Annotated in this window: 23 protein-coding genes; 18 read left to right on the top strand and 5 right to left on the bottom strand. The window is 57.1% G+C overall.

Annotated elements, in window-relative coordinates; translation table 11 throughout:
• Positions 1-101: 101 nt before the first annotated feature.
• The 4 genes from endA to metK all read right to left on the bottom strand — a co-directional run bounded on the left by endA (position 102) and on the right by metK (position 4,431).
• On the bottom strand, positions 102-809 hold the full coding sequence (endA, locus tag NMC31_RS10370) for a deoxyribonuclease I (protein WP_253897862.1): 708 nt from the start codon (positions 807-809) through the stop codon (positions 102-104).
• A gap of 94 nt (positions 810-903) precedes the next feature.
• Positions 904-1,404, bottom strand: coding sequence for a SprT family zinc-dependent metalloprotease (locus NMC31_RS10365; RefSeq protein WP_149463253.1), 501 nt, complete (start codon positions 1,402-1,404; stop codon positions 904-906).
• 128 nt (positions 1,405-1,532) lie between these two features.
• Complete coding sequence (galP, locus tag NMC31_RS10360) at positions 1,533-2,927, bottom strand: galactose/proton symporter (RefSeq protein WP_149463254.1); 1,395 nt, start codon at positions 2,925-2,927, stop codon at positions 1,533-1,535.
• Positions 2,928-3,276: 349 nt separating this feature from the next.
• The gene (gene metK / locus NMC31_RS10355) at positions 3,277-4,431 is read right to left on the bottom strand and encodes a methionine adenosyltransferase (protein WP_015963075.1); all 1,155 of its coding nucleotides are present in this window, start codon (positions 4,429-4,431) and stop codon (positions 3,277-3,279) included.
• 407 nt (positions 4,432-4,838) lie between these two features.
• Here metK and yqgG point away from each other — a divergent pair, with 407 nt between their 5' ends.
• From yqgG to speB, 4 genes are all read left to right on the top strand, one after another.
• On the top strand, positions 4,839-4,988 hold the full coding sequence (yqgG, locus tag NMC31_RS26275) for a small protein YqgG (RefSeq protein WP_436650032.1): 150 nt from the start codon (positions 4,839-4,841) through the stop codon (positions 4,986-4,988).
• An 84-nt stretch (positions 4,989-5,072) separates the two neighbouring features.
• Positions 5,073-5,204 carry an acid stress response protein YqgB gene (gene yqgB, locus NMC31_RS10350; protein WP_149463255.1) on the top strand — a complete coding sequence of 44 codons (132 nt, stop codon included), beginning with the start codon at positions 5,073-5,075 and terminating at the stop codon, positions 5,202-5,204.
• Positions 5,205-5,212: 8 nt separating this feature from the next.
• The gene (gene speA / locus NMC31_RS10345; protein WP_149463256.1) at positions 5,213-7,189 is read left to right on the top strand and encodes a biosynthetic arginine decarboxylase; all 1,977 of its coding nucleotides are present in this window, start codon (positions 5,213-5,215) and stop codon (positions 7,187-7,189) included.
• Positions 7,190-7,436: 247 nt separating this feature from the next.
• Complete coding sequence (speB, locus tag NMC31_RS10340; protein WP_015963077.1) at positions 7,437-8,357, top strand: agmatinase; 921 nt, start codon at positions 7,437-7,439, stop codon at positions 8,355-8,357.
• A 4-nt stretch (positions 8,358-8,361) separates the two neighbouring features.
• Here the strand turns inward: speB and NMC31_RS10335 are convergent, their stop codons facing one another.
• Positions 8,362-9,573, bottom strand: a complete 1,212-nt coding sequence (locus NMC31_RS10335; RefSeq protein ID WP_253897877.1) for an MFS transporter — start codon at positions 9,571-9,573, stop codon at positions 8,362-8,364.
• 415 nt (positions 9,574-9,988) lie between these two features.
• Between NMC31_RS10335 and NMC31_RS10330 the strand changes: the two genes are divergently transcribed.
• The 14 genes from NMC31_RS10330 (at position 9,989) to NMC31_RS10265 (ending at position 22,708) form a co-directional block, all read left to right on the top strand.
• Positions 9,989-10,312 (top strand): Rieske (2Fe-2S) protein, encoded by a 324-nt coding sequence (locus NMC31_RS10330; protein WP_149463257.1) that lies wholly within the window; start codon positions 9,989-9,991, stop codon positions 10,310-10,312.
• Complete coding sequence (locus tag NMC31_RS10325; RefSeq protein ID WP_253897861.1) at positions 10,309-10,617, top strand: recombinase-like helix-turn-helix domain-containing protein; 309 nt, start codon at positions 10,309-10,311, stop codon at positions 10,615-10,617. The genes NMC31_RS10330 and NMC31_RS10325 overlap by 4 nt, the downstream gene beginning before the upstream one ends.
• 10 nt (positions 10,618-10,627) lie before the next feature.
• Positions 10,628-11,650: a Rieske 2Fe-2S domain-containing protein gene (locus NMC31_RS10320; RefSeq protein WP_253897860.1), complete on the top strand. Its 1,023-nt coding sequence runs from the start codon at positions 10,628-10,630 to the stop codon at positions 11,648-11,650.
• On the top strand, positions 11,650-12,399 hold the full coding sequence (locus NMC31_RS10315; protein WP_253897859.1) for an SDR family oxidoreductase: 750 nt from the start codon (positions 11,650-11,652) through the stop codon (positions 12,397-12,399). Before NMC31_RS10320 ends, NMC31_RS10315 begins: the two co-directional genes overlap by 1 nt.
• Before the next feature lie 16 nt (positions 12,400-12,415).
• The gene (locus NMC31_RS10310; protein WP_149463260.1) at positions 12,416-13,204 is read left to right on the top strand and encodes an IclR family transcriptional regulator; all 789 of its coding nucleotides are present in this window, start codon (positions 12,416-12,418) and stop codon (positions 13,202-13,204) included.
• An 87-nt stretch (positions 13,205-13,291) separates the two neighbouring features.
• Positions 13,292-14,218, top strand: a complete 927-nt coding sequence (locus NMC31_RS10305) for a VOC family protein (RefSeq protein ID WP_253897858.1) — start codon at positions 13,292-13,294, stop codon at positions 14,216-14,218.
• Positions 14,215-15,411: an NAD(P)/FAD-dependent oxidoreductase gene (locus NMC31_RS10300; RefSeq protein WP_253897857.1), complete on the top strand. Its 1,197-nt coding sequence runs from the start codon at positions 14,215-14,217 to the stop codon at positions 15,409-15,411. The genes NMC31_RS10305 and NMC31_RS10300 overlap by 4 nt, the downstream gene beginning before the upstream one ends.
• A gap of 26 nt (positions 15,412-15,437) precedes the next feature.
• Complete coding sequence (locus tag NMC31_RS10295) at positions 15,438-16,694, top strand: MFS transporter (RefSeq protein ID WP_253897856.1); 1,257 nt, start codon at positions 15,438-15,440, stop codon at positions 16,692-16,694.
• Positions 16,695-16,704: 10 nt separating this feature from the next.
• Positions 16,705-17,235, top strand: a complete 531-nt coding sequence (locus NMC31_RS10290; RefSeq protein WP_015963087.1) for a cupin domain-containing protein — start codon at positions 16,705-16,707, stop codon at positions 17,233-17,235.
• A gap of 9 nt (positions 17,236-17,244) precedes the next feature.
• On the top strand, positions 17,245-18,015 hold the full coding sequence (locus NMC31_RS10285) for an alpha/beta fold hydrolase (protein ID WP_253897855.1): 771 nt from the start codon (positions 17,245-17,247) through the stop codon (positions 18,013-18,015).
• Entirely contained in the window at positions 17,999-18,793 is a 795-nt protein-coding gene (locus NMC31_RS10280; RefSeq protein WP_149463265.1) for an SDR family oxidoreductase, read from the top strand. Before NMC31_RS10285 ends, NMC31_RS10280 begins: the two co-directional genes overlap by 17 nt.
• Before the next feature lie 9 nt (positions 18,794-18,802).
• A complete protein-coding gene (locus NMC31_RS10275) occupies positions 18,803-19,573 on the top strand; it encodes an aspartate dehydrogenase (RefSeq protein WP_253897854.1) in 771 nt (256 codons plus the stop codon).
• 9 nt (positions 19,574-19,582) lie between these two features.
• Positions 19,583-21,052: an aldehyde dehydrogenase gene (locus tag NMC31_RS10270; RefSeq protein WP_253897853.1), complete on the top strand. Its 1,470-nt coding sequence runs from the start codon at positions 19,583-19,585 to the stop codon at positions 21,050-21,052.
• Positions 21,053-21,067: 15 nt separating this feature from the next.
• A complete protein-coding gene (locus NMC31_RS10265) occupies positions 21,068-22,708 on the top strand; it encodes a thiamine pyrophosphate-binding protein (protein ID WP_253897852.1) in 1,641 nt (546 codons plus the stop codon).
• Positions 22,709-22,711: the final 3 nt, after the last annotated feature.

The raw sequence follows: 22,711 nt of genomic DNA, 5'->3' as shown, positions 1-22,711 counted from the left end.
CTTAGGTACCAGGCACTGTCCGTTCCCTCTCCCTGAGGGAGAGGGCCAGGGTGAGGGGGAAATGTCCGGCAGAAAATTAAACAATTAGCCGCTAGTGTAGGTTAGCTCTTTTGCGCCTGGCAAGCCTGCAACACGTAAGGGTTATGGTTACCCTGAATTTTGGCGATGCGCCTGTCGCGCTCGCACTCCCATTCACTGACCGGATACAGCTTATTCCACGCGTTGAAAAGCTGCGTCTGCTGGCGGGAAAGATTGATTTGATACGTGTCACGCATATAGAAGTAGGTGCGGGCAATGGCGCCGCGCGAGCGTACCGGCGGCTCGGCCACTTTCTCTTTAAAGTTTACCTTCATGGCGCACTGACCGTACTGGCCTTCGCCGCCGTTCCACTGGCTATACATAAAGTTACCGCGATCGCCGTTCACCTCTCCGACCGCCGGTTGCAGGTTATGCATATCGCTTTCAATTTTGCGGTACAGCGGATCTTTGGCGCAGTTTTTCCGCCCGCCGTCCTGCCAGCACTGACGCTGGTGACCAAACTGCCAGGCGGGCATCACGTGTTCCCATTCAACGCGGCTGGCGCGGTTTTCATTTTTACGCACTTTGTAACCGCAGGACTCAAGGTCAATGACGCCTTTCTTACCCTGCCAGTTATTTTTACAGCCGCAGTAGAAATCACCCGGGACATCGCTGTTTACTTTTACGCCAGCGGTTTTAGCCTGGGAAAAACTTTTAATACCTTCGGCCAGCACCTGGCCTGAGAGCGCCGCCGTTAAAAACACGACTTCGAATGCTACTTTAGGGGACATCACGAACTCCGTCTCAAAACGAGCCCGCAACGTAGCGAAAGCAAAGGTCAGATGCAATCAGTCAGATCAGAAAACTTCCAGAAAATTCCATCAGTTACAATTCGGCAACCAACGGCTCGCCGCAGTGTACACAGCGATAGGTCGCTTCACCGCGCACCACGCGATTATGGCGGCGAATGGTCAATTGATGCAGCTGGCAGCGGCAGCGGTAGGGGAAGGTTTTGCTGCGTATTGAGCTCAGTTCAAACTGATGCGTACGGCGTGCCGGAACGCCGAGTACGGCTTCCATCATCCATTTCCACTCTTTCCCGTGCGGCGCGACGCGGCCAAAGTGTTTCCAGACCAGCAGATGCGCCAGTTCGTGCGGAACCACTTCATCAATAAATGCCTGCTGATTTTCCGCCAGCAGTACCGGATTGAGGCGAATTTCATACTCCTGCAACCACGCGGTACCCGCCGAGGTGCCGCGCTGTTGATAAACCAGCTTTGGCTCGGGGTAGTTACGCTTGAGCGCAAGATTTGCTTTGGCAAGATTTTCCCGCAGACAACGCATCACACTTTGCTGGAGGGCGATAGGAATTCGAGGGCTTTTCATGGAGCAGAGGATAGAGCGGGAAGCAGGGCAAGTGCAAGAGGAAGGTTTGCCCGATAGCGTTTCGCTTTCGGGCCAGGATGCGTCAGGTAGGTCGGGTAAGCGTAGCGCCACCCGACAACAGGGGGAGATTAGTCGTGTGCGCCGATTTCACGCAGTTTACGACCTTTCATCAGGTTACGTTCAATATGTTCCAGCGACACATGTTTGGTTTCCGGAACCAGCCAGATAGTCAGCACGATGAAGAACAGGTTCAGACCGGCGTAAACCCAGAAGGTGTTAGCGTTGCCCAGCGAGTTGAGCATGGTCAGGAACGTTGCGCCGACGATCATGTTGGCAATCCAGTTGGTCGCGGTCGAGCAGGTGATACCGAAATCGCGGCCTTTCAGCGGCTGAATTTCAGAACACAGTACCCAAATCAGCGGGCCGGCGCTCATGGCGAAACCCACGATAAACATCAGCAGCATGGCAATCGCGAAGTACTGTGCAGACGGCGAATGGATACCGACGTGCATCATTGTACCCAGTACGCCCATGCCGATGGCCATCACCAGGAAGCCCAGCGTCAGCGTTGGTTTACGGCCCCAGCGGTCAACCAGCCCGATGGCAATAAAGGTCGCCAGTACGTTGGTCAGGCCGACGATAACCGTGCCCCACATCTGTTCGTGTGTGTTGGTATAACCCGCCAGTTCGAAGATTTTCGGCGCGTAATACATGATGACGTTCATCCCGGTGAACTGCTGCATCACCTGTAACAGTACGCCCAGGAACACCGCGCGGCGGAAGTTGCTGTTCTCTTTAAACAGCGCCCAGCCACTCTGTTTGACCTGCAGGCTTTCACGGATTTCATCCAGCTCGCGTTTCGCTTCCGCGCTGGTATCGCGCAGACGAAGCAGTACGCGTTCCGCGTCGTGGAAGCGGCGTTTGGCCGCGAACCAGCGTGGGCTGTCCGGCAGGAAGAATACGCCAATCAGCAGCAGAATCGCCGGAATGATAATCACGCCCAGCATCCAGCGCCATGCGCCAGAGTAGCTGAATGCGGTATCTGACAGGTATGCTCCGAGGATACCGATGGTAATCATCAGCTGGTACATAGAAATCATACTGCCGCGAATTTTTTCCGGTGCGATTTCAGACAGATAGAGTGGCGCGGTATAAGACGCGACACCCACGGCCAGGCCCAACAGCACGCGAGAGATAATCAGCACTTCCGGGTTTGGCGCGGCAGCGGAGAACAGCGAACCGAGAACAAACAGGATGGCGCCAATCATCAGGCTTTTTTTACGCCCAAGTCGGAAGGAGAGCCAGCCACTGCCGACCGCACCAATCGCGGCACCAAACATCATGGAACTGACCACCCACTCCTGGGTGTGTGGAGAAATCTGAAATTCATCGGTGATAAAGGGTAGGGCACCGGCAATAACACCAATATCAAGACCGAAGAGAAGTCCGGCCAGGGCGGCCAGGAAGCAGACAAAGAAGGTCATTGTCTTGTTAGAACGCCCCTGTTTTTTATTGTCAGGCATTATGCCCTCCATTTGAATTATTAGATTGGTCGATGTAAAGGTTAAGTGAGTCAGGCGTAAAAAGATGTGATAGTAATCACATGAGTGTAATCGCTTACACTATCATTCACAGTGACTATGCATTAAAAATTATAGTAATCAAATGGTTAATTGTGAAATGTGGCGGGAAAAAATAATGCTTAAGATTAGCCTGAAAAATAAATGTAACAACAGAGCATTTGCTATGTAACATGCCTGGCTACGTCAATTGGCTTGACAGGCTATGGCGTGTAATCGCTTTCATAAATCGCGCGTTAGAAATAAAAAAAGGCCAGCGCGAGGCTGGCCTTCAGGCAAGACGGTGGTGAGATTATTTCAGGCCGGCAGCATCGCGCAGCAGCGCCGCTTTGTCGGTTTTTTCCCACGGGAAATGTTCGCGGCCAAAGTGGCCGTAAGCTGCGGTCTCTTTGTAGATCGGGTGCAGCAGATCCAGCATCTGAATCAGGCCGTATGGACGCAGGTCGAAGAACTCGCGCACCAGCAGGGTCAGTTGTTCAGAAGGCACTTTCTCAGTACCGAAGGTTTCCACCATGATGGACGTCGGTTCTGCCACGCCGATTGCGTAGGAAACCTGAATTTCACAACGGTCAGCCAGGCCCGCAGCAACGATGTTTTTCGCTACATAACGTGCCGCGTACGCTGCGGAACGGTCAACTTTAGACGGATCTTTACCAGAGAATGCGCCGCCGCCGTGACGCGCCATGCCGCCGTAGGTATCAACGATAATTTTACGACCGGTCAGACCGCAGTCGCCCATCGGGCCGCCGATCACGAAACGACCGGTTGGGTTGATGAAGAATTTGGTAGACGCGTTCAGCCATTCAGTCGGCAGAACTGGCTTGATGATCTCTTCCATCACTGCTTCTTGCAGGGATTTCTGATCGATGCTTTCAGCGTGCTGGGTGGACAGGACGACCGCATCAATACCGACGATTTTACCGTCGTCATACTGGAAGGTGACCTGGCTTTTCGCATCCGGACGCAGCCATGGCAGCGTGCCGTTTTTACGCACTTCAGCCTGACGCTGCACCAAACGGTGTGCGTAGGTGATCGGCGCTGGCATCAGCACGTCGGTTTCGTTGGTTGCATAACCAAACATCAGGCCCTGGTCGCCCGCGCCCTGTTCCAGCGGGTCAGAACGGTCAACGCCCTGGTTGATGTCCGGAGACTGTTTACCAATTGCGCTCAGTACGGCACAGGAATTGGCGTCAAAGCCCATATCCGAATGCACATAGCCAATTTCGCGAACGGTGTTACGGGTGATCTCTTCGATATCAACCCATGCGCTGGTGGTGATCTCACCGCCAACCAAAACCATGCCTGTTTTTACGTAGGTTTCACAGGCTACGCGCGCTTTCGGGTCCTGTTCGAGGATAGCGTCAAGCACAGCGTCGGAGATTTGGTCCGCAATTTTGTCAGGATGCCCTTCGGATACAGACTCGGACGTAAATAGGTGTTTTGCCATAATTTCTTCACCCTGGAAAAAATAGAGTTAGATAAGCTTCATGTGGCGGTGCCCGCGCGATGCGATGCGCAAAAAAACAGGGCAGCAGGTCGGCACACAAGAAGTCAGTATAGACGGATTAACTTCTGGACGGCTATTCTAGGTTACTTCTTAATCCGATTTCCAGCGTTTTTTGATTTGGCTCGCATTCTTGCGCAACGCAAGGTGGAAATTTTTCCTGACATTGCTGGCAGAGTCCGTATTTTTATTTTGCTTTTTACCCGTCTTCCCGGTATAAAACGCGGCGCGCGGCTCATACCAAAAAAGTGCACGAATTGATTTCGTGACGCCACTTCCAGCCGGGCTAAAACATGTGTTTTTTGGCTATAGCAAGCTCTGCGGGGCTGGCGTGGAGGTGATATCAAATAATGAACCGTTGTATTGTGCCAATTCTGTCACACCGTCCTGGTGTGAACCCGACTCCCGTTCTCAGTATCTCTGCTTTGTATACCTGCCGATGTTTTACCCATTTCGGCGCTTCTCAGGACTCCAGGGCCGGTCAGGCTTCCCGGAACTGAACAAGGGCGCTCTTGCAACGGCAAGAGATTTCTCGTGGTTTCTCCGAACATCGTCTTAAGTTCGGTTGCGTGTTTTACAATGATATGAACAAGAAACCGGTCGCACAGTCGATGCACCAGCATAACGCGCTGGGAAATCAGGCTGTATATGGGTTGTTATCGCATCGTTACGCTGCGATAGTAGTTAACTGTTTTACACTAGATACAAATTATTGAGGTTCGCTATGTCTGACGACATGTCTATGGGTTTGCCTTCGTCAGCGGGCGAACAAGGTGTACTACGTTCCATGCAGGAGGTTGCGATGAGCTCCCAGGAAGCAAGCAAGATGCTACGCACATACAACATTGCCTGGTGGGGCAATAACTACTATGACGTCAACGAGTTAGGCCATATCAGCGTATGCCCTGACCCGGACGTTCCGCAAGCTCGCGTTGACCTGGCGCAGCTGGTAAAAGCGCGTGAAGCGCAGGGGCAGCGCCTGCCTGCGCTGTTCTGCTTCCCGCAGATCCTCCAGCACCGTTTGCGCTCGATTAACGCCGCGTTTAAGCGCGCGCGTGAGTCTTATGGTTACAACGGCGACTATTTCCTGGTCTACCCGATCAAGGTAAACCAGCATCGCCGCGTCATTGAATCCCTGATCCACTCCGGCGAACCGCTGGGGCTCGAAGCAGGTTCGAAAGCGGAACTGATGGCTGTACTGGCGCATGCCGGCATGACCCGCAGCGTGATTGTGTGTAACGGCTACAAAGACCGTGAATACATTCGTATGGCGCTGGTGGGCGAGAAGATGGGCCATAAGGTCTATCTGGTTATCGAAAAGATGTCCGAAATCGCCATCGTGCTGGAAGAAGCCGAACGACTGAACGTTGTACCGCGCCTTGGCGTGCGTGCGCGTCTGGCCTCGCAGGGCTCTGGTAAATGGCAGTCTTCTGGCGGTGAGAAATCCAAATTCGGCCTGGCGGCAACGCAGGTGCTGCAACTGGTGGATATTCTGCGTGATGCAGGCCATCTCGACAGCCTGCAACTGCTGCATTTCCACCTGGGTTCTCAGATGGCCAATATTCGCGACATCGCCACTGGCGTGCGTGAATCGGCGCGTTTCTACGTTGAGTTGCATAAACTGGGTGTGAACATCCAGTGCTTCGACGTCGGCGGCGGCCTGGGCGTTGACTATGAAGGGACACGTTCCCAGTCCGATTGCTCGGTAAACTACGGTCTTAACGAATACGCCAACAACATCATCTGGGCGATTGGCGATGCCTGTGAAGAGAACGGCCTGCCGCACCCGACGGTGATCACCGAATCTGGCCGCGCGGTTACCGCGCACCACACGGTGCTGGTGTCGAACATCATCGGCGTTGAGCGCAACGAATATACCGAGGCGACCCCGCCTGCTGACGACGCCCCGCGTGCGCTGCAAAGCATGTGGGAAACCTGGCAGGAGATGCATGAACCCGGCACGCGCCGCTCGCTGCGCGAATGGCTGCACGACAGCCAGATGGATCTGCACGACATTCACATCGGTTACTCCTCCGGCACATTCAGCCTCAAAGAACGTGCATGGGCAGAGCAGCTTTATCTGAACATGTGCCACGAAGTGCAGAAACAGCTTGACCCGAGTAACCGCGCGCATCGCCCGATTATCGATGAACTGCAGGAACGTATGGCGGATAAAATTTACGTCAACTTCTCTCTGTTCCAGTCGATGCCGGATGCGTGGGGTATCGATCAACTGTTCCCGGTGATGCCGCTGGAAGGCTTAAATCAGGTACCGGAGCGCCGCGCGGTGCTGCTGGATATCACCTGTGATTCCGATGGCGCGATTGATCATTACGTCGACGGCGACGGGATTGCCACCACCATGCCAATGCCGCAGTACGACGTGGACAACCCACCGATGCTGGGCTTCTTCATGGTTGGTGCGTATCAGGAGATCCTCGGCAATATGCACAACCTGTTCGGCGATACCGAAGCGGTTGACGTGTTCGTCTTCCCTGACGGTAGCGTAGAAGTCGAGCTGTCTGATGAAGGCGACACGGTGGCGGATATGCTGCAATACGTGCAGCTTGACCCCAACACGCTGCTGACTCAGTTCCGCGATCAGGTGAAAAACACCGGTCTGGACGACGCGCTGCAACAGCAGTTCCTGGAAGAGTTTGAAGCGGGGCTTTACGGGTATACGTACCTGGAAGACGAGTAACAGACACCCTCACCCTAACCCTCTCCCTGAGGGAGAGGGGACAGAGCGTGCGGGTTTTCTCCCTCTCCCTGTGGGAGAGGGCCGGGGTGAGGGCATCAGACCGCACATTTGCTACACTCACTTGAACCCGCGCAAAATAACGGCGATAATTCGCCCCAACAAGCTGTAATCCAAATCAATCCCTTCCTCGTCGGGCCTAACGACGCGGAGGGGATTTTTTTTACCGACTTTAGATGAGGTCATAGCCATGAGTACCTTAGGAAATCAGTACGATAACTCTTTGGTATCTAACGCATTTGGTTTTTTACGTCTGCCGCTGAACTTCCAACCGTATGACAGCGACGCCGACTGGGTGATCACCGGCGTGCCGTTTGATATGGCGACCTCGGGTCGTGCTGGTGGCCGCCACGGCCCGGCGGCGATCCGTCAGGTGTCGACCAACCTCGCCTGGGAGCACAACCGCTTCCCGTGGAACTTCGATATGCGCGAACGCCTGAACGTTGTTGACTGCGGCGACCTGGTGTATGCCTTTGGCGATGCCCGTGAAATGAGCGAAAAACTGCAGGCGCACGCAGAAAAACTGCTGGCCGCAGGCAAACGCATGCTCTCCTTCGGGGGTGACCACTTCGTTACGCTGCCGCTGTTACGCGCGCACGCGAAACACTTTGGTAAAATGGCGCTGGTGCATTTTGATGCCCACACCGACACCTATGCGAACGGCTGTGAATTCGACCATGGCACCATGTTCTATACCGCGCCGAACGAAGGTCTGATCGACCCGAATCATTCCGTGCAGATTGGTATCCGTACCGAGTTCGATAAAGACAACGGTTTCACCGTACTGGACGCCTGCCAGGTGAACGATCGCACCGCTGATGACATCATCGCCCAGGTGAAACAGATTGTCGGTGATATGCCGGTTTATCTGACGTTCGATATCGACTGCCTCGACCCGGCTTTCGCGCCAGGGACCGGTACGCCGGTGATAGGCGGCCTGACCTCTGACCGCGCCATCAAACTGGTGCGCGGCCTGAAAGATCTCAACATCGTGGGTATGGATGTTGTGGAAGTGGCGCCAGCCTACGATCAGTCGGAAATCACCGCGCTGGCAGCCGCGACCCTCGCCCTGGAAATGCTTTACATCCAGGCAGCCAAAAAAGGCGAGTAATTCGTTACGCGCTTACCGCTGCTGCGCGACGCATGCGCAGCAGCAACATACCGCCCGCCAGCAGCGTCACGATTTGCGACGCCACCAGAACTGAAAATCCAGCGCTCACCGACCCCGCATATTTCATCACAACGCCCATCAGGAGCGGAATAAACGCCGCGCAAATATTGCCAATCCCGTTAATGATTCCATAGGCACTGCCCACCGCATCGTGCGCCGCGTGATGCTGTACTACCGCCGGAATGGCTGCGCCCTGTAATCCCCAGAAAATATTGGCCGAGAGTAAAAATAGCCCCAGCATAGCAGGCTGATGGCTGAGCATGAGCGCCAGCACCGAGCACGCCGTCAGCGCGCCACCGGCGACGAACAGCAACGGGGCCTGTTCCGGGCGTAGTTTATCGAGCAGAACCCCTCCTAAAAATTTTGACCCCAGACTCAGCAGAAACGGAATGGCGGCCAGAAAACCGGTCGCGTGCAGCGAGAAGTGATGCTCATCGCGTAGCCAGGCCGGAAGCCACGCGCTGCTGCCCCACAGATAGCTCAGGGTGGCAATCTCAACCAGCAGGATCCAGCCGAGCAACGGCGTGCGCCAGGCCAGCATAAAAGTCTCGCTCAACCCTTTTTTGCTGGTGGGATTCGCCTTCTGTGGCGCGGGCAGAAAGTGATAAATCAGCCCGCCACCCAGCAGCAGATTCAGCGCGGCAAGCGCATAAAACGACCCCATCCAGCCCAGATGCTGCATCAGAAACGTGACCAGCGGGAAGCCAACTGCCAGCCCGAGCGATACACCCAGGGCGCTTACGGCGTTCGGTTTGCCAATCTCCTGCGCGGCAAAGTGGTCGCTGATGTAACGTGTCTTCAGTGAAAAGAGCGGCCCTTCAGCAATGCCGAGGATCACGCGTGCGATAAGCATGCCGAATAGCGATCCGAGTAGGGGAGAGATGGCGCAAACCAGCGCCCAAACCGCGATGCTGATCAACAGTCCCTGGCGATAATTGAGCTTACTTTCCATTACGGGAGTTAATAGTAAAGCCGATAATCCATAACCCAGAAGAAAGAATGTCATTAACATTCCTTGTAACATTCTGTTTTCATTTATATGGAAATGATTGACAAAATCGGCGTTGAGAATCATTACCGAAATATTTACCCTATCGACATAAGAAATCACAATTAGAAACAATAACGCGATGACGCCCTGCCAGCGTGCTGAAATCATCTCATTTCTCCTGCCACAAATGTTATTTATTATTTTGCATTTATAGTTTCACATTGAAAATGTATTACCAGTGAAACTAATTGATATTAAAGATAAATTTATTTTTCAGTTTCACCTGTGAAACTGAACGGCGAAGCCTTGTGCTATTTATTAATAATCGCATTCTGCAAAAGTCAATATCTTTGAAAGTGAATATCACGCTATTTATAAAACCGATTCTTTACACCTTCATAAATCACAATTTCATATCGATGCAGTTTTTCGTGATCGATTACACACTTAGCTAATTAATTGCATTTCACTTAACAAAAACGTCACATTTGCGCTTGACGAAACATTCACCGCTTTTATATTGAGCGTATTAAATAAGAAACACAGTTTCATATATGAAACAAAAGCCTGGAGGAATGCGATGAGCTGGATAGGCGTATGTGACGCGGAGCAGGTACAGGAAGATTTCCCTTATAGCGGCAACATTGAAGGTAAAGAGATCGGTATTTATCTGGTCGACGGTGAGTTTTACGCGCTGGAAGACGTTTGTCCTCACGCTTACGCGCTGTTGAGTCAGGGGTTTGTCGAAGAGGGAAAAGTGGAATGTCCGCTGCATGAAGCGGTGTTCGACGTTAAAACCGGCCAGTGCCTGCACGGGCCCGGTGGCCGCAACCTGAATCGCTACCCGGTACGGGTAGTCGAAAACCAAATTCAGATCACTTTCATTGAGGAGACCGTGGCATGAGCGAAACCCTGGATTTCAACCCGGCGTTGCCGGAAAGCCGCCAGTTTACCCCGCCCGCAGAAGGCGGTAACGGCAACATTCATAAACCGGGTGATTACCAAAACATCATCTGGCAAACCCGCAGCCGCATGCCGGAGAACTGGGAACTGCTGCTGATTACCGCGCTGGAAGAGTTGTTCGAGCAGGGCGTGGAAACACTGCCGGAACTGGTCAACGGGCTGAACGCGATTCGCATGTACGACCAGCAGGGCGCGCCGTGGAGCGATGACAGCTTCCAGGCATTCTTACAGGTTAACGGTTACTGAGAGGCGGGTGATGACAACAACAGTACAGAGCTATCTTGATAAAGGGTTGCGCGGTTTGTGGTATCCGGTGCTGGCAAGCTGGGAAGTCCAGTCCGCACCGGTCGGGATCACTCGCCTGGGCGAACAAATTGTGGTGTGGCGTAACAAAGATGGTCAGGTACAGGCGCTGGAAGATCGCTGCCCGCACCGTGGCGCGCGTCTGTCGATGGGCTGGAACCTCGGCGACCGTATTGCCTGCTGGTACCACGGCGTGGAAGTAGCGGGCAACGGTGAAGTGAAAGATGTTCCGGCGGTGGATCGCTGCCCGCTGGTGGGCCAGCAGTGCGTACGCAGCTACAACGTGCAGGAAGCGCACGGCGCGATTTTCCTGTGGTTTGGCGTTACCGCGGATCAACAGCCGGAAGAACTCACCTTCCCGGAAGAGCTGGCGGACACCGAAAGCTACAGTAACTTCCTCTGTTCCGCCGCGTGGAAATGCAATTATCAGTATGCGCTGGAAAACGTCATGGACCCGATGCACGGCACGTACCTTCACTCGTCTTCGCACTCGATGGCGGAGGGCGATCGCAAAGCCGACATGGTACTGCAACCGACCCAAACCGGCTTTATCTTCGAGAAAAAAGGGCAGAGCGGCGTCAACTTTGACTGGGTTGAGCTGGGCAATAGCGGCACTTACTGGATGCGTCTCTCTATTCCGTATAAAAGACGTTTTGGGCCGGGCGGTCACTTCTGGATAGTCGGTATGGTGGTGCCGGAAGATAACGACAACTGCCGCGTCTTCTTCTGGCGTATTCGCCGCGTACAGGGCTGGCAGCGCGATCTCTGGCGTTTCATGTACCGCAATCGCCTGGAAAAACTGCACTGGGAAGTGCTGGAGCAGGATCGCGTAGTGCTGGAAAGTCTGGCGCCGAACGCCCGCGATCATGAATATCTCTATCAGCATGATGTCGGCCTTTCCCGCCTGCGCCGCATGATGCAGAAAGCGGCCAAAGAGCAGTTGGCGACGCGCGATGCGCAGCCGGGAGCGGCCTGATGCACGGCTTACTCGACGGCAAGCGTATCGTGGTAACCGGTGCGGCACGCGGGCTCGGCTTCCACTTTGCCAAAGCCTGCGCAGAGCAGGGCGCAACGGTTGTGATGTGCGATATCCTCGCTGGCGAGCTGGCGGAAAGCGCGCACGGCCTGCGTGAGCAGGGCTACCGTATTGAAGATTACGTGATTGATTTAGCCGATAGCGCCTCCATTGACGCCACATTTTCCGCCATCGCTGAACGTGGGGCGATCGACGGGCTGGTGAATAACGCGGCAATGGCGACCGGCGTCGGCGGCAAAAATATGATCGACTACGATCCGGATCTCTGGGATCGGGTGATGAACGTCAACGTCAAAGGCACCTGGCTGGTGACCCGCGCCGCCGTACCTCTGCTGCGTGAAGGATCGGGGATCGTTAACGTGGCCTCGGACACTGCCCTGTGGGGCGCGCCGCGTCTGATGGCCTATGTTGCCAGTAAGGGCGCGGTGATTGCCATGACGCGTTCAATGGCGCGTGAACTGGGCGAAAAACGCATCCGTATCAATGCTATTGCGCCGGGTCTGACCCGCGTGGAAGCCACAGAATACGTGCCCGCCGAGCGTCATCAATTGTATGAAAATGGCCGGGCGCTGTCGGGCGCGCAGCAGCCGGAAGATGTCACTGGCAGCGTATTGTGGCTGCTGAGCGATCTCTCCGGGTTTGTAACCGGGCAGCTTATTCCGGTTAACGGCGGCTTTATTTTTAACTGATCAGGGCGGAGGCAGTATGGCGAACGAGCACGAAATAAAGTACCTGGTGCCCGGTCTGGAGCGCGGTTTACAGCTGCTGCTGGCCTTTGGTGAACAGCACCGCGACCTGACCTTCGCCGAGCTGCATCGGCTGGTGGATATGCCGAAAGCGACGGCTTATCGCGTGGTTCAGACGCTGGAGTACATGGGGTTTCTGGAGCGCAACCCGCGTACCAATACCTTTTCTCTTGGGATGAACGTGCTGCGTCTTGGCTTTGAATATATTGCCTCGCTGGATGTGGCGCAGGTCGGGCAGCCGGTCATTGAGCAACTGCGCGACAGTAGCCAGTGCAGCAGCCACCTGGCGATCCGCGACGGACGCGACATTATCTATATCGCCCGCGTCAGCGCCGCCGGTTCGCGTATCAACCATGTCAGTATCGGCACACGCCTGCCGGTGCACTGCACATCGCTGGGCCGCATGCTGCTGACGGATGTGTCGCGCAGCGAGTTTGAACAGATTTTCCCGAATGAACGTTTGCCGGGGAATACGCTGGGTCAGCCGCATGATCGGGAAGCGTTGTGGCAAATGGTGCAGGAAGATAAAGCGCGAGGCTACGTGATTGGCGAATCATTCTTCCGCGAAGGGATCTCCTCCATCGTCTATCCGGTTTATGACCGCAGCGGGCGCGTGGCGGCGGTCGTGAGCATTCTGGTGCCCTCGGAACAGGTGCCGCAAACCGATCGCTGTCGGTTGCAAAATGACGTTCGCATGGCGGCGGACAAAATCTCTGGCTTTTTAGGGTATCTGTCACAAGCCAGTTAAATCAACCAGTTAGATGCAGGCGCTGAAGGGCGTCGGGCATGCTTTACGCCCAAATCTGGGCGTGGGGCGGCAAAGAGGCAACGAACCATGAGTGTAATCGGAATTGAAAAGCTGGAATTTGGCGTCGATGACGTGGCCCATAGCGCGAAATTTATGGCCGATTTTGGCCTGAAAGGCGATGCCAGCGGGCGTCGTTTCACCACCCTGAGCGGTGCAAGCGTTGAGCTGAATCCGCAGGATACTCCCACGCTGCCGGACGCTTTTGAAGCGGGCAATACGCTGCGTCGCATGACCTGGGGCGTGGCGAGCCAGGCGGAACTGGATGCGTTGCGCCCGAAACTTGCCAGTCAGCCGGGTTTTCGCGAGGTGGACAGTGCGCTGGAGTGCCGTGACCCGAACGGCATGACCCTGCGCGTGCAGGTCAGCCAGCAGCAGGCGGTTGAACTCAACGTAGAGCCGATTAACCAGTGGGGCGATGCGCGCCGCATCGACACGCCAAGCCCGGTTTACGATCGTGCGGAGCCGATCAACATCGGCCACGTGGTGTTCTTTGTTGAAGAACTGGCGGCGGTGGAAAAATTCTATCGTGAGGTGCTGGGTTTCCAGGTCTCTGACCGCTACATCAACCGCGCAGTCTTCCTGCGTTGCCAGGCGCGCGGCGGCCATCACAATCTCTTCCTGCTGCAATTGCCCAACCGCAAGCGCGGGCTGAATCACGTTGCTTTCACCGTGCGCGACATCCACGAAGTGATCGGCGGCGGTATTGCCATGAACAAACATGACTGGAGCACCTTTATCGGCCCGGGCCGTCATCCGGTCTCTTCCGCCTATTTCTGGTATGTGAACAGCCCAACCGGCGGCGCGTTTGAGTACTACACCAACGACGACTACCTCACCGAGAAGTGGCAACCGCGCGAGCTGGAACATTCGCTGGTCTCCTTTACCGAGTGGGCGGTGGAAGGCGGTATCGACCACGACACCCGCCGCCAGCAGAAGAAGCCGGAGGCGGTATGACGGCACGTATCGTGATTATCGGCGGCGGCCAGGCGGGCGGCTGGGCGGCGAAAACCCTGCGCGATGACGGTTTCGACGGCGAGATTTGCGTAGTGGCGGAAGAAGAGTGGGATTTCTACGAACGCCCGCCGCTGTCGAAAGCCTCACTGCTGGAAGATTCTCCGACGCTGCCGCGCCTGTTTAGCGAGGACGCGCAGCAGGCGCTGAACCTGCGCTGGTATCGTCCGCTTCGCGCGCTGGCTATCGATCCACACGCAAAAACCGTTGCGTTGAGTAACGGAGAGTCACTCAGCTACAACCAGCTTTTGATTGCTACCGGCGGCCGGGCGCGCCTGCCGGGAGACGCGTGGGCGACGCATCCGCAGGTGTATACCCTGCGCCACTGGCAGGATGCGCAACGTCTGAAAAAACGTCTGTCTGAGAGCCAAACGCTGGCGATTATCGGTGGCGGGTGGATTGGCCTGGAGATTGCCGCCTCGGCGCGCAAAAGCGGTATTGCGGTCACTCTGTTTGAACAACAGCCTGCGCTATGTATGCGCTCGGTCAGTGCGGAAGTCTCCGCTGAACTGCTGGCGATACATCAGCAGCAGGGCGTGGATGTGCGCACCGGATGCGGCGCTATCGAACTGGATGAGGGTAATAACAACGCCGTGATCCACTGCGACGGCCAGCGCGAAATTTTTGATGCGGTGGTGGTAGGGATCGGTGTCGATCTCAACCTGGAACTGGCACGCGATGCCGGGTTGAAAACCGATCGTGGCATTGTGGTCGATGCCCAGGGGCGCACGTCAGAACCGTCGATCTTCGCCGTGGGCGATGTGGCGCAGCACGCGCGTTACGGCCTTTGCGTACAGTCATGGGCATTTGCGCAGAATCAGGCGGTGGCAACGGCCAAAGCGATGCTGGATGCCAGCGCACCCGGATACGACGACGTGCCGTGGCTGTGGTCGGATCAATACCAGCACAATATTCAGATCCTCGGCATTCCGCAGCCGGACAGCCGGACGGTGGTTCGCCGGGAAGAAAAAGGACCGATTTTCTTCTCGCTCAACGCTGACGGCACGCTGAATCAGCTAGTGGCATTTAACGATCCGCGCACCGTGAAGCTTGCGAAACGCTGGATGGCGAGCGGGCGCGATCTGAACGCCGAGCCATTAGGCGATCCCGAATTTTCACTGATGTCACTACGCTAACCGCGACGTAACCCTCAGGGGGGAACATGAGCACATTAGAGAACAACACCGCGCCCGTTGAGGCGCGCGGTGAGGGCGTCTGCACGCCTGAAACGACCGTTCGCTGGGCTATTCCGCTGTCGCTGCTGGCCTGCGTCCTGTTGGCGTTTTTCGACAAAATCAGCATTGCCGCACTCTTTTCTGACAGCCATTTCCAGCAGGCGATGGGCATCGACTTCGACACCACGCGTCTGGGCATTCTGATGAGCGCGTTCCTGCTGAGCTACGGTTTTTCCTCCGTACTGCTGAGCGGGCTGGGAGACAAAATCGCGCCGCTGCGCCTGCTCACCGGCATGATGGTGGTGTGGTGTGTGTTGATGGTGATGATGGGCTTTACGCATAACTACACGCTGATGGTAACGCTGCGCATTCTGCTCGGCGTGGCGGAAGGGCCGCTGTTCCCGCTGGCGTTCGCCATTGTGCGCCACGCTTTCCCGCAGCATTTGCAGGCGCGCGCCACCATGCTCTGGCTGCTCGGCACGCCCGTGGGTGCGGCAATTGGATTCCCGCTTTCCATTTGGTTGCTTAATAACTTTGGCTGGCAGAGCACCTTCTTCACCATGGCGCTTCTCACCATCCCGGTGTTGATTCTGGTGCGCATTGGCCTGCGTGGCGTGCAGCTGGCGGCGAAACAGGAACCGACGCAACAGTCGCAGCAGGAGCGTCGGGCGGCGCGTCAGGAACTGTTTGTCAGCACTCACTTCTGGATGATTTGCGTCTTTAACATCGCTTTCCTGACCTATCTGTGGGGCATCAATGGCTGGCTGCCGGGTTACCTGATTAAAGGCAAAGGCATTCACCTGGAGCATGCGGGCTGGCTGTCGTCTATGCCATTCATCGCCATGCTGCTGGGTGAAGTGATAGGCGCGTGGCTTTCCGATCGCGTCGATAAACGCGCAGCCGCCTGCTTTATCTCGATGGCGGGGGCGGCCATTGGCCTGACGGCGGTCATGCATCTGGAAACGCCGCTGACCATCATCGCCGCCATGAGCTTCAGCACCTTTATGTGGGGCGTGGGCGCGCCGAATATTTTCGCCCTGCTGGCAAAAGCGACCCATCCACGGGTGAGCGCCACAGCGGGCGGTATTTTCAACGGGCTGGGAAACTTTGCCGGGGCGTTATCGCCGGCGGTGATGGGGGCGCTGATCGCCTTCACGCACAGTATGGATTCCGGGCTGATCTTTCTGGTGGTGATGGCGACCGTAGGGTGCGTTCTGTTACTGCCGCTGCTTAAACGTTACTGAGGAGTGTGTCATGTCTGATTCAACCGTAAGCGCGAAAACCGGCATCAAGCCAGAAAATCTGAGCATGGAAGAGTGGGTGGAGTCGCGTATTGCCCGCTTTGAAGGCCGAAAATATGACTGGAACGCGCTGAAGTTCCAGGCCGATTTTGACCCGAAATATCGCCGTGCGCAGATGCGCTATATCGGCACCGGGGCGACTGGCGTCGCCAGCGATACCAACACCGTGGCGGCGGAACACTTCACCTTCTCCACCATGGTGCTGCCATCAAAATGTGAAGGCCCGCTGCATCTGCATGATGACGTGGAGGAGGTCTTCTTCATGCTGAAAGGGCAGATAACCCTGATGATTCAGGATGGCGATAACTACACCGAAACGGTACTGCGCGAGCGCGATCTCATCTCCGTTCCGGCGGGGATCTATCGCGGCCTGTTTAACCACGGCGAAGAAGAAGCGCTGATGTGCGTGATGCTCGGTACCAAAAAGCCGGAGATCCCCACTTATCCGGCAGACCATCCGCTGTCGAAAGTGAAGCGCAACTAAGGAATGACGATGACGGGTTTTCGTGAACAGGGCCATGGCGTACCGGTGATGCTGCTCCATGGCATCAGTTCTGGTGCCGTTTCCTGGCATAAGCAGATGGCGCTACCGGGCTGCCGCGTGCTGGCCTGGGATATGCCGGGCTATGGCGAAAGCCCAATGCTGGCAACCGAACGAGCGAATGCAGGCGACTACGCCGATGCGCTTGCACTGTTGCTTGACCGGGCGGGCGTCTGGCAAACGGTGCTGGTGGGGCATTCGCTGGGTGCGCTGGTGGCCAGCGCGTTTGCCGCGCGTTACCTCGAACGGGTCGTGCATTTGCTGCTGGCCGACCCGGCGCAGGGTTATGGCAATGCAACGGCAGAAAAGCGCGAGCAGGTGTGGCGCAGCCGGGAACAGCAAATCGCGATGGGCGGCGAGATCCTCGCGCAAACCCGCGCGGCGGCACTGCTGCAACCGGCGGCACGCCTGGACGATGTGGCGACAGTGGCGGCAGGGATGCGACGTCTGCGTCCCGAAGGGTATCTGGCGGCGGCGTGGATGCTGGCGCACGACGATATTCACCGCTGGCTAGAACAGTACGGCGGGGCGTTCAGCGTGTGCTGCGGCGAGAAGGACACCATCACGCCACCGGATGCGGCGCAGGCGCTGGCCGCCCGTTACGGCATGCCGTACACCGCCGTTCCTGAGGCAGGGCATGCCAGCTATCTCGATAACGAAACGACATTTAATCAATGGCTTTTGCAGGCAATGGAAGAGGTGCGCGATGAATGCACAAATTGAAGGGCGTGTAGCGGTAGTCACCGGAGGATCGTCGGGAATCGGTTTCGAAACCCTGCGCCTGTTACTGGGCGAAGGCGCAAAAGTGGCGTTTTGTGGCCGCGATCCGGACAGGCTCGCCAGCGCGCACGCCGCGTTGCTCAACGAATTTCCGCAGGGTGAGGTTTTCTCTGCCTGCTGTGATGTTCTGAAAGAAGAGGATGTACAGGCATTCGCCGCCGCCGTTGAGGCAAATCTGGGCCGCGCCGACATGCTGATCAACAACGCCGGGCAGGGCTTTGTCGCCCATTTTGCCGACACCCCGCGCAGCGCATGGCTGCATGAAGCCGAGCTGAAACTGTTTGGCGTCATCAACCCGGTGCAGGCGTTTTTAAGCCAGCTTGAGGCGTCGGATATCGCGTCGATCACCTGCGTCAATTCGCTGCTGGCGCTGCAGCCGGAGGAGCACATGATCGCGACTTCCGCCGCGCGCGCCGCGTTGCTGAACATGACGCTCACCTTGTCGAAAGACCTGGTGGAGAAAGGCATCCGTGTGAATTCCATTCTGCTGGGGATGGTGGAATCCGGCCAATGGCAGCGCCGCTATGAGCAGCGCAGCGATAAAAGCCAGAGCTGGCCGGAGTGGACCGGTGACATCGCCCGTAAACGCGGCATTCCGATGGGTCGCCTGGGCAAACCGCAGGAACCCGCGCAGGCGCTGCTATTCCTGGCATCTCCCCTGGCTTCGTTCACGACCGGCGCGGCGCTGGATGTCTCCGGCGGTTTCTGCCGTCACCTTTGAGGAACAACGATGAAAAAGATCATGTTAATTGGCTACGGCGCGATGGCGCAGGCGGTGATCGAACGTTTACCGGACAACGTGGCGATCGGCTGGATCGTGGCGCGAGAATCACACCATCAGGCGATCCTCGACCGTTTTCACGGCGAGGTTACCCCGCTGGTTGATCCGCTGGAATGCGATGCCGCGCCGGATCTGGTGCTGGAGTGTGCCAGTCAGCAGGCGGTCGCGCAGTACGGCGAAGCGGTCCTCAAACGCGGCTGGCATCTGGCGGTTGTCTCCACTGGGGCGCTGGCCGATAGCGAACTCGAACAGCGGTTGCTGAACGCAGGCGGGAAATTAACCCTGCTGGCGGGCGCGGTGGCGGGTATCGACGGTTTATCGGCGGCGAGAGAAGGCGGCTTGCAGCGCGTGACCTATCAGTCGCGTAAAAGCCCGGCCAGCTGGCGCGGGAGCTACGCCGAGCAACTGATTGACCTGGCGACAGTGCAGGAGGCGCAAATCTTTTTCGAAGGCAGTGCGCGGGAAGCCGCACGCCTCTTCCCGGCGAATGCCAACGTGGCGGCAACCGTGGCGCTGGGCGGTGTGGGTATGGATGACACCCGTGTTCAGTTAATGGTTGATCCGGCGACGAAACGTAACACCCACACCCTGCACGTTGAGGGGCTGTTTGGCGAATTCCACCTCGAACTCAGCGGCTTGCCGCTCGCCAGTAACCCGAAAACCTCCACTCTGGCGGCACTGAGCGCGGTGCGCGCCTGCCGTGAACTGGCTCAGTGCTAAGAGGCTGATATGCAAGAACTCTCTATTTTTGTTGGCGGAGCCTGGCGACGTGGTAACGGTGAAGCGATGCAGAGCACCTTCCCGGCGGACGGTTCGCTAAACGCCACCCTCAACGCTGCCAGCATCGACGATCTGAACGACGCGGTGAAAAGCGCAGAGCGCGCCTGGCGTGACCCGGCATGGCGCAATGCGCTGCCGCATCAGCGGGCGAAAGTGCTGCACAACGTGGCGGACATTATTGAATCGCGCGTGGATGAACTGGCCCTGATGCAAAGCCGTGACAACGGCAAACCGTTGGCGGAAGCGCGCGGCTTGGTACTGAGTGCGGCGGGAACGGCGCGTTATTTTGCGGCGGCCTGCGAACTGCTGGAAGGCGAACTGCCGACCCCGCGCATGGCGGAGGTATTAACCCTCAGTCGCTATGAGCCGCTGGGCGTCGTCGCGGCCATTACGCCGTGGAACTCGCCGATTGCCAGCGAAATGCAGAAGGTCGCTCCGGCGATTGCGGCGGGCAACGCGGTTATCCTCAAACCGGCGGAAGCCACGCCGCTGATGGCCCTTGAACTGGCACGTATTTTTGAACAGGCTGCGCTGCCCGCCGGGCTATTGAGCGTGTTGCCGGGTAAAGGGTCGGTGATTGGCGATGCGCTGGCGCGCCATCCTCAGATTCGCAAAATCTCTTTTACCGGCGGCACGACTACCGGGCGGCATCTGGCGCACGTGGCAGCGGAAAAGCTGATCCCTGCCTCGCTGGAACTGGGCGGCAAATCGCCGACCATCGTGCTGGAAGATGCCGATATTGAGCAGGCGGCGCGCGGCATCTGCTACGGCATTTTCAGTTCGGCAGGGCAGGCGTGTATCGCCGGTTCGCGTCTGTTTATTCACGAATCCGTTTATCAACCGCTGATGGCACGGCTGCTGGAATTAACCCGTGGGCTGCGCGTTGGGCACCCTCATCAGGAAGGCACGCATATTGGGCCGCTGATTAACGAAAAGCACCGTAAAAGCGTGATGGATTACGTCGCACTGGCACAGAAAGAGGGCGGGCGCGTGCTGTGCGGCGGTGAAATTCCCGCTGACCCGACGCTTGCCAGTGGCAGCTATTTTCAGCCGACGATTATCGACGGCCTGAATAATCAGGCGCGTGTCTGTCAGGAAGAGATTTTTGGCCCGGTGCTGGTGGCTATGCCGTTTACCGACGAAGAGGCGCTGATTTCACAGGCAAATTCATCGGTTTACGGGCTGGCGGCGGGGATCTGGACACGCGACACCGGGCGAGCACTGCGTTTAAGCGAGCGGCTGGAAGCGGGTACGGTGTGGGTCAACACCTACAAAGTTTTTGCCATTTCGACCCCGTTCGGGGGCTTTAAAGAGAGCGGTCTGGGCCGCGAAAAGGGTATTCAGGGGCTGAAAGCCTGGATGCAACAAAAGAGCATTTATCTGGCGACAGGCAATAGCGTCAACCGCTGGTGCGACTAAGAATAAGGGTGAGTTATGAGTGAAATGATTTCCGTCGGCGAGGCCATTGCCAGAACGCTGGAACAGTATCAGGTAGATGCCATCTACGGCGTTATCTCAATCCACAACCTGCCGATTGCCGATGCCGTCGGGCAGCGCGGCAATATCCGTTTCGTCCCGGCGCGCGGGGAAGCGGGATCGGTGACGATGGCGGATGCGCACGGGCGTTTTTCCGGCCTGGGTGTGGCGCTGACCAGCACCGGCGCAGGTGCAGGCAATGCGGTTGGCGCGCTGGTTGAGGCGATGAACGCCTGTACGCCGCTGCTGCATCTGACCGGTCAGGTGGAAAAAGCCTGGCTGGATGCGGATACCGGGTTTATTCACGAGACGCGCGACCAGTTGACTTTTCTGAAGGCCAGCTCAAAACGCGCCTACCGCATCAGCAATGCTAATCAGGCGATAGCGATTCTGCATAAAGCGATTCAGGATGCGCAGACACCGCCGTGTGGCCCGGTGTCGGTGGAAATCCCTATCGATATACAGGGTGCGAAAATTCCCGCTTCGCTGGTGACGGCGGCGGTGCGTCCGGCGACACCTGCGGCGGCGGATACCGCAACCGTTGATGCGCTGTGGGCGCAGCTTAAGCAGGCGAAGCAACCGCTGCTGTGGTTAGGCGGCGGTGCGCTGGCGAGCGCTGCGGCAGTCAAGACGCTGGCCGATGCCGGGATGACGGTCATTTCCAGTACGCATGCCCGCGGTGTGTTGCCGGATAATCACCGCGCCAGCCTGCGTGCGTTCCATAACTCGCCCTCCGTGGAAGCGATGATGGAAACCTGTGATTTCACCCTGGTGGCGGGCTCGCGTCTGCGCAGTAATGAAACCCGCTCCTGGACGCTGACGCTGCCGGAACCGCGTGTGCAGGTTGATATCGACCCGGCGGCGGCAAGCCGGAATTACCTGATGGATCAAACCATTATCGCGGACTGCGGCGCATTGCTGACGGCGTTAGCTGCAAAAGTGCAGGGGCGTGAATGGGGCAACAGCGCGTGGGATGAGCAGGTGCAACAGGCGGTCGTGGCAGCAGAGCAGGGGTTGCGCGAGCAGTGTGGCGCGTATGCCGGGCTGAATGACGCCATTGAACATGCGCTGCCGGACGATGGCATTCTGGTGCGGGATATTACCGTTTCCGGCAGCCTGTGGGGCAGTCGTCTGTTCCGGGCGCATCAACCATTGAAAAACATCCACTCCCTCGCCGGGGCAATTGGAATGGGGCTGCCGATGGCGATTGGCACTGCGATTGCGAATCCGCAGCACAAAGTGGTGGGGCTGGTGGGCGATGGCGGTCTGAGCCTGAACCTGGGCGAACTGGCGACGCTGGCGCAGGAAAAAGCCAACGTCACGCTGCTGATTATGAATGACGGCGGCTACGGCGTGATGCGCGGTATTCAGGACAAATACTTCGGTGGTCGCCAGTACTATAACGAACTGCACACGCCGGACTTTACCGCGCTGGCGCAGGCCATTGGCTTACAGGCGTGGACGGTGAACCGTGCGGAAGATTTCCAGGCGGCGATGACCGAAGCGCTGGCGATGCCGGGGCCGTCGGTGGTGGAAGTAAGAATGGGCGAGATTGGCGCGCTACGCTTTGCCGGGCCGCCGCAGAAGACGTTGTATTAAGGT

Source organism: Pseudocitrobacter vendiensis (genome assembly GCF_943590815.1).
Lineage (GTDB): Bacteria > Pseudomonadota > Gammaproteobacteria > Enterobacterales > Enterobacteriaceae > Pseudocitrobacter > Pseudocitrobacter vendiensis.
The sequence above is the reverse complement of the archived record's forward strand: the minus strand, read 5'-3'. Positions and strand labels throughout refer to the sequence as shown.

Excerpts from the sequence above, each read along its gene's own strand:
- endA (WP_253897862.1), bottom strand. The coding sequence starts at position 809 with ATGTCCCCTAAAGTAGCATTCGAAGTCGTGTTTTTAACGGCGGCGCTC.
- NMC31_RS10300 (WP_253897857.1), top strand. The coding sequence starts at position 14,215 with ATGACGGCACGTATCGTGATTATCGGCGGCGGCCAGGCGGGCGGCTGG.
- metK (WP_015963075.1), bottom strand. The coding sequence starts at position 4,431 with ATGGCAAAACACCTATTTACGTCCGAGTCTGTATCCGAAGGGCATCCT.
- galP (WP_149463254.1), bottom strand. The coding sequence starts at position 2,927 with ATGCCTGACAATAAAAAACAGGGGCGTTCTAACAAGACAATGACCTTC.
- speA (WP_149463256.1), top strand. The coding sequence starts at position 5,213 with ATGTCTGACGACATGTCTATGGGTTTGCCTTCGTCAGCGGGCGAACAA.
- NMC31_RS10285 (WP_253897855.1), top strand. The coding sequence starts at position 17,245 with ATGACGGGTTTTCGTGAACAGGGCCATGGCGTACCGGTGATGCTGCTC.
- NMC31_RS10320 (WP_253897860.1), top strand. The coding sequence starts at position 10,628 with ATGACAACAACAGTACAGAGCTATCTTGATAAAGGGTTGCGCGGTTTG.
- NMC31_RS10365 (WP_149463253.1), bottom strand. The coding sequence starts at position 1,404 with ATGAAAAGCCCTCGAATTCCTATCGCCCTCCAGCAAAGTGTGATGCGT.
- NMC31_RS10315 (WP_253897859.1), top strand. The coding sequence starts at position 11,650 with ATGCACGGCTTACTCGACGGCAAGCGTATCGTGGTAACCGGTGCGGCA.
- NMC31_RS10330 (WP_149463257.1), top strand. The coding sequence starts at position 9,989 with ATGAGCTGGATAGGCGTATGTGACGCGGAGCAGGTACAGGAAGATTTC.
- NMC31_RS10325 (WP_253897861.1), top strand. The coding sequence starts at position 10,309 with ATGAGCGAAACCCTGGATTTCAACCCGGCGTTGCCGGAAAGCCGCCAG.
- NMC31_RS10280 (WP_149463265.1), top strand. The coding sequence starts at position 17,999 with ATGAATGCACAAATTGAAGGGCGTGTAGCGGTAGTCACCGGAGGATCG.
- NMC31_RS10290 (WP_015963087.1), top strand. The coding sequence starts at position 16,705 with ATGTCTGATTCAACCGTAAGCGCGAAAACCGGCATCAAGCCAGAAAAT.
- NMC31_RS10295 (WP_253897856.1), top strand. The coding sequence starts at position 15,438 with ATGAGCACATTAGAGAACAACACCGCGCCCGTTGAGGCGCGCGGTGAG.
- NMC31_RS10275 (WP_253897854.1), top strand. The coding sequence starts at position 18,803 with ATGAAAAAGATCATGTTAATTGGCTACGGCGCGATGGCGCAGGCGGTG.
- yqgB (WP_149463255.1), top strand. The coding sequence starts at position 5,073 with ATGAACAAGAAACCGGTCGCACAGTCGATGCACCAGCATAACGCGCTG.
- yqgG (WP_436650032.1), top strand. The coding sequence starts at position 4,839 with ATGAACCGTTGTATTGTGCCAATTCTGTCACACCGTCCTGGTGTGAAC.
- speB (WP_015963077.1), top strand. The coding sequence starts at position 7,437 with ATGAGTACCTTAGGAAATCAGTACGATAACTCTTTGGTATCTAACGCA.
- NMC31_RS10265 (WP_253897852.1), top strand. The coding sequence starts at position 21,068 with ATGAGTGAAATGATTTCCGTCGGCGAGGCCATTGCCAGAACGCTGGAA.
- NMC31_RS10310 (WP_149463260.1), top strand. The coding sequence starts at position 12,416 with ATGGCGAACGAGCACGAAATAAAGTACCTGGTGCCCGGTCTGGAGCGC.
- NMC31_RS10305 (WP_253897858.1), top strand. The coding sequence starts at position 13,292 with ATGAGTGTAATCGGAATTGAAAAGCTGGAATTTGGCGTCGATGACGTG.
- NMC31_RS10270 (WP_253897853.1), top strand. The coding sequence starts at position 19,583 with ATGCAAGAACTCTCTATTTTTGTTGGCGGAGCCTGGCGACGTGGTAAC.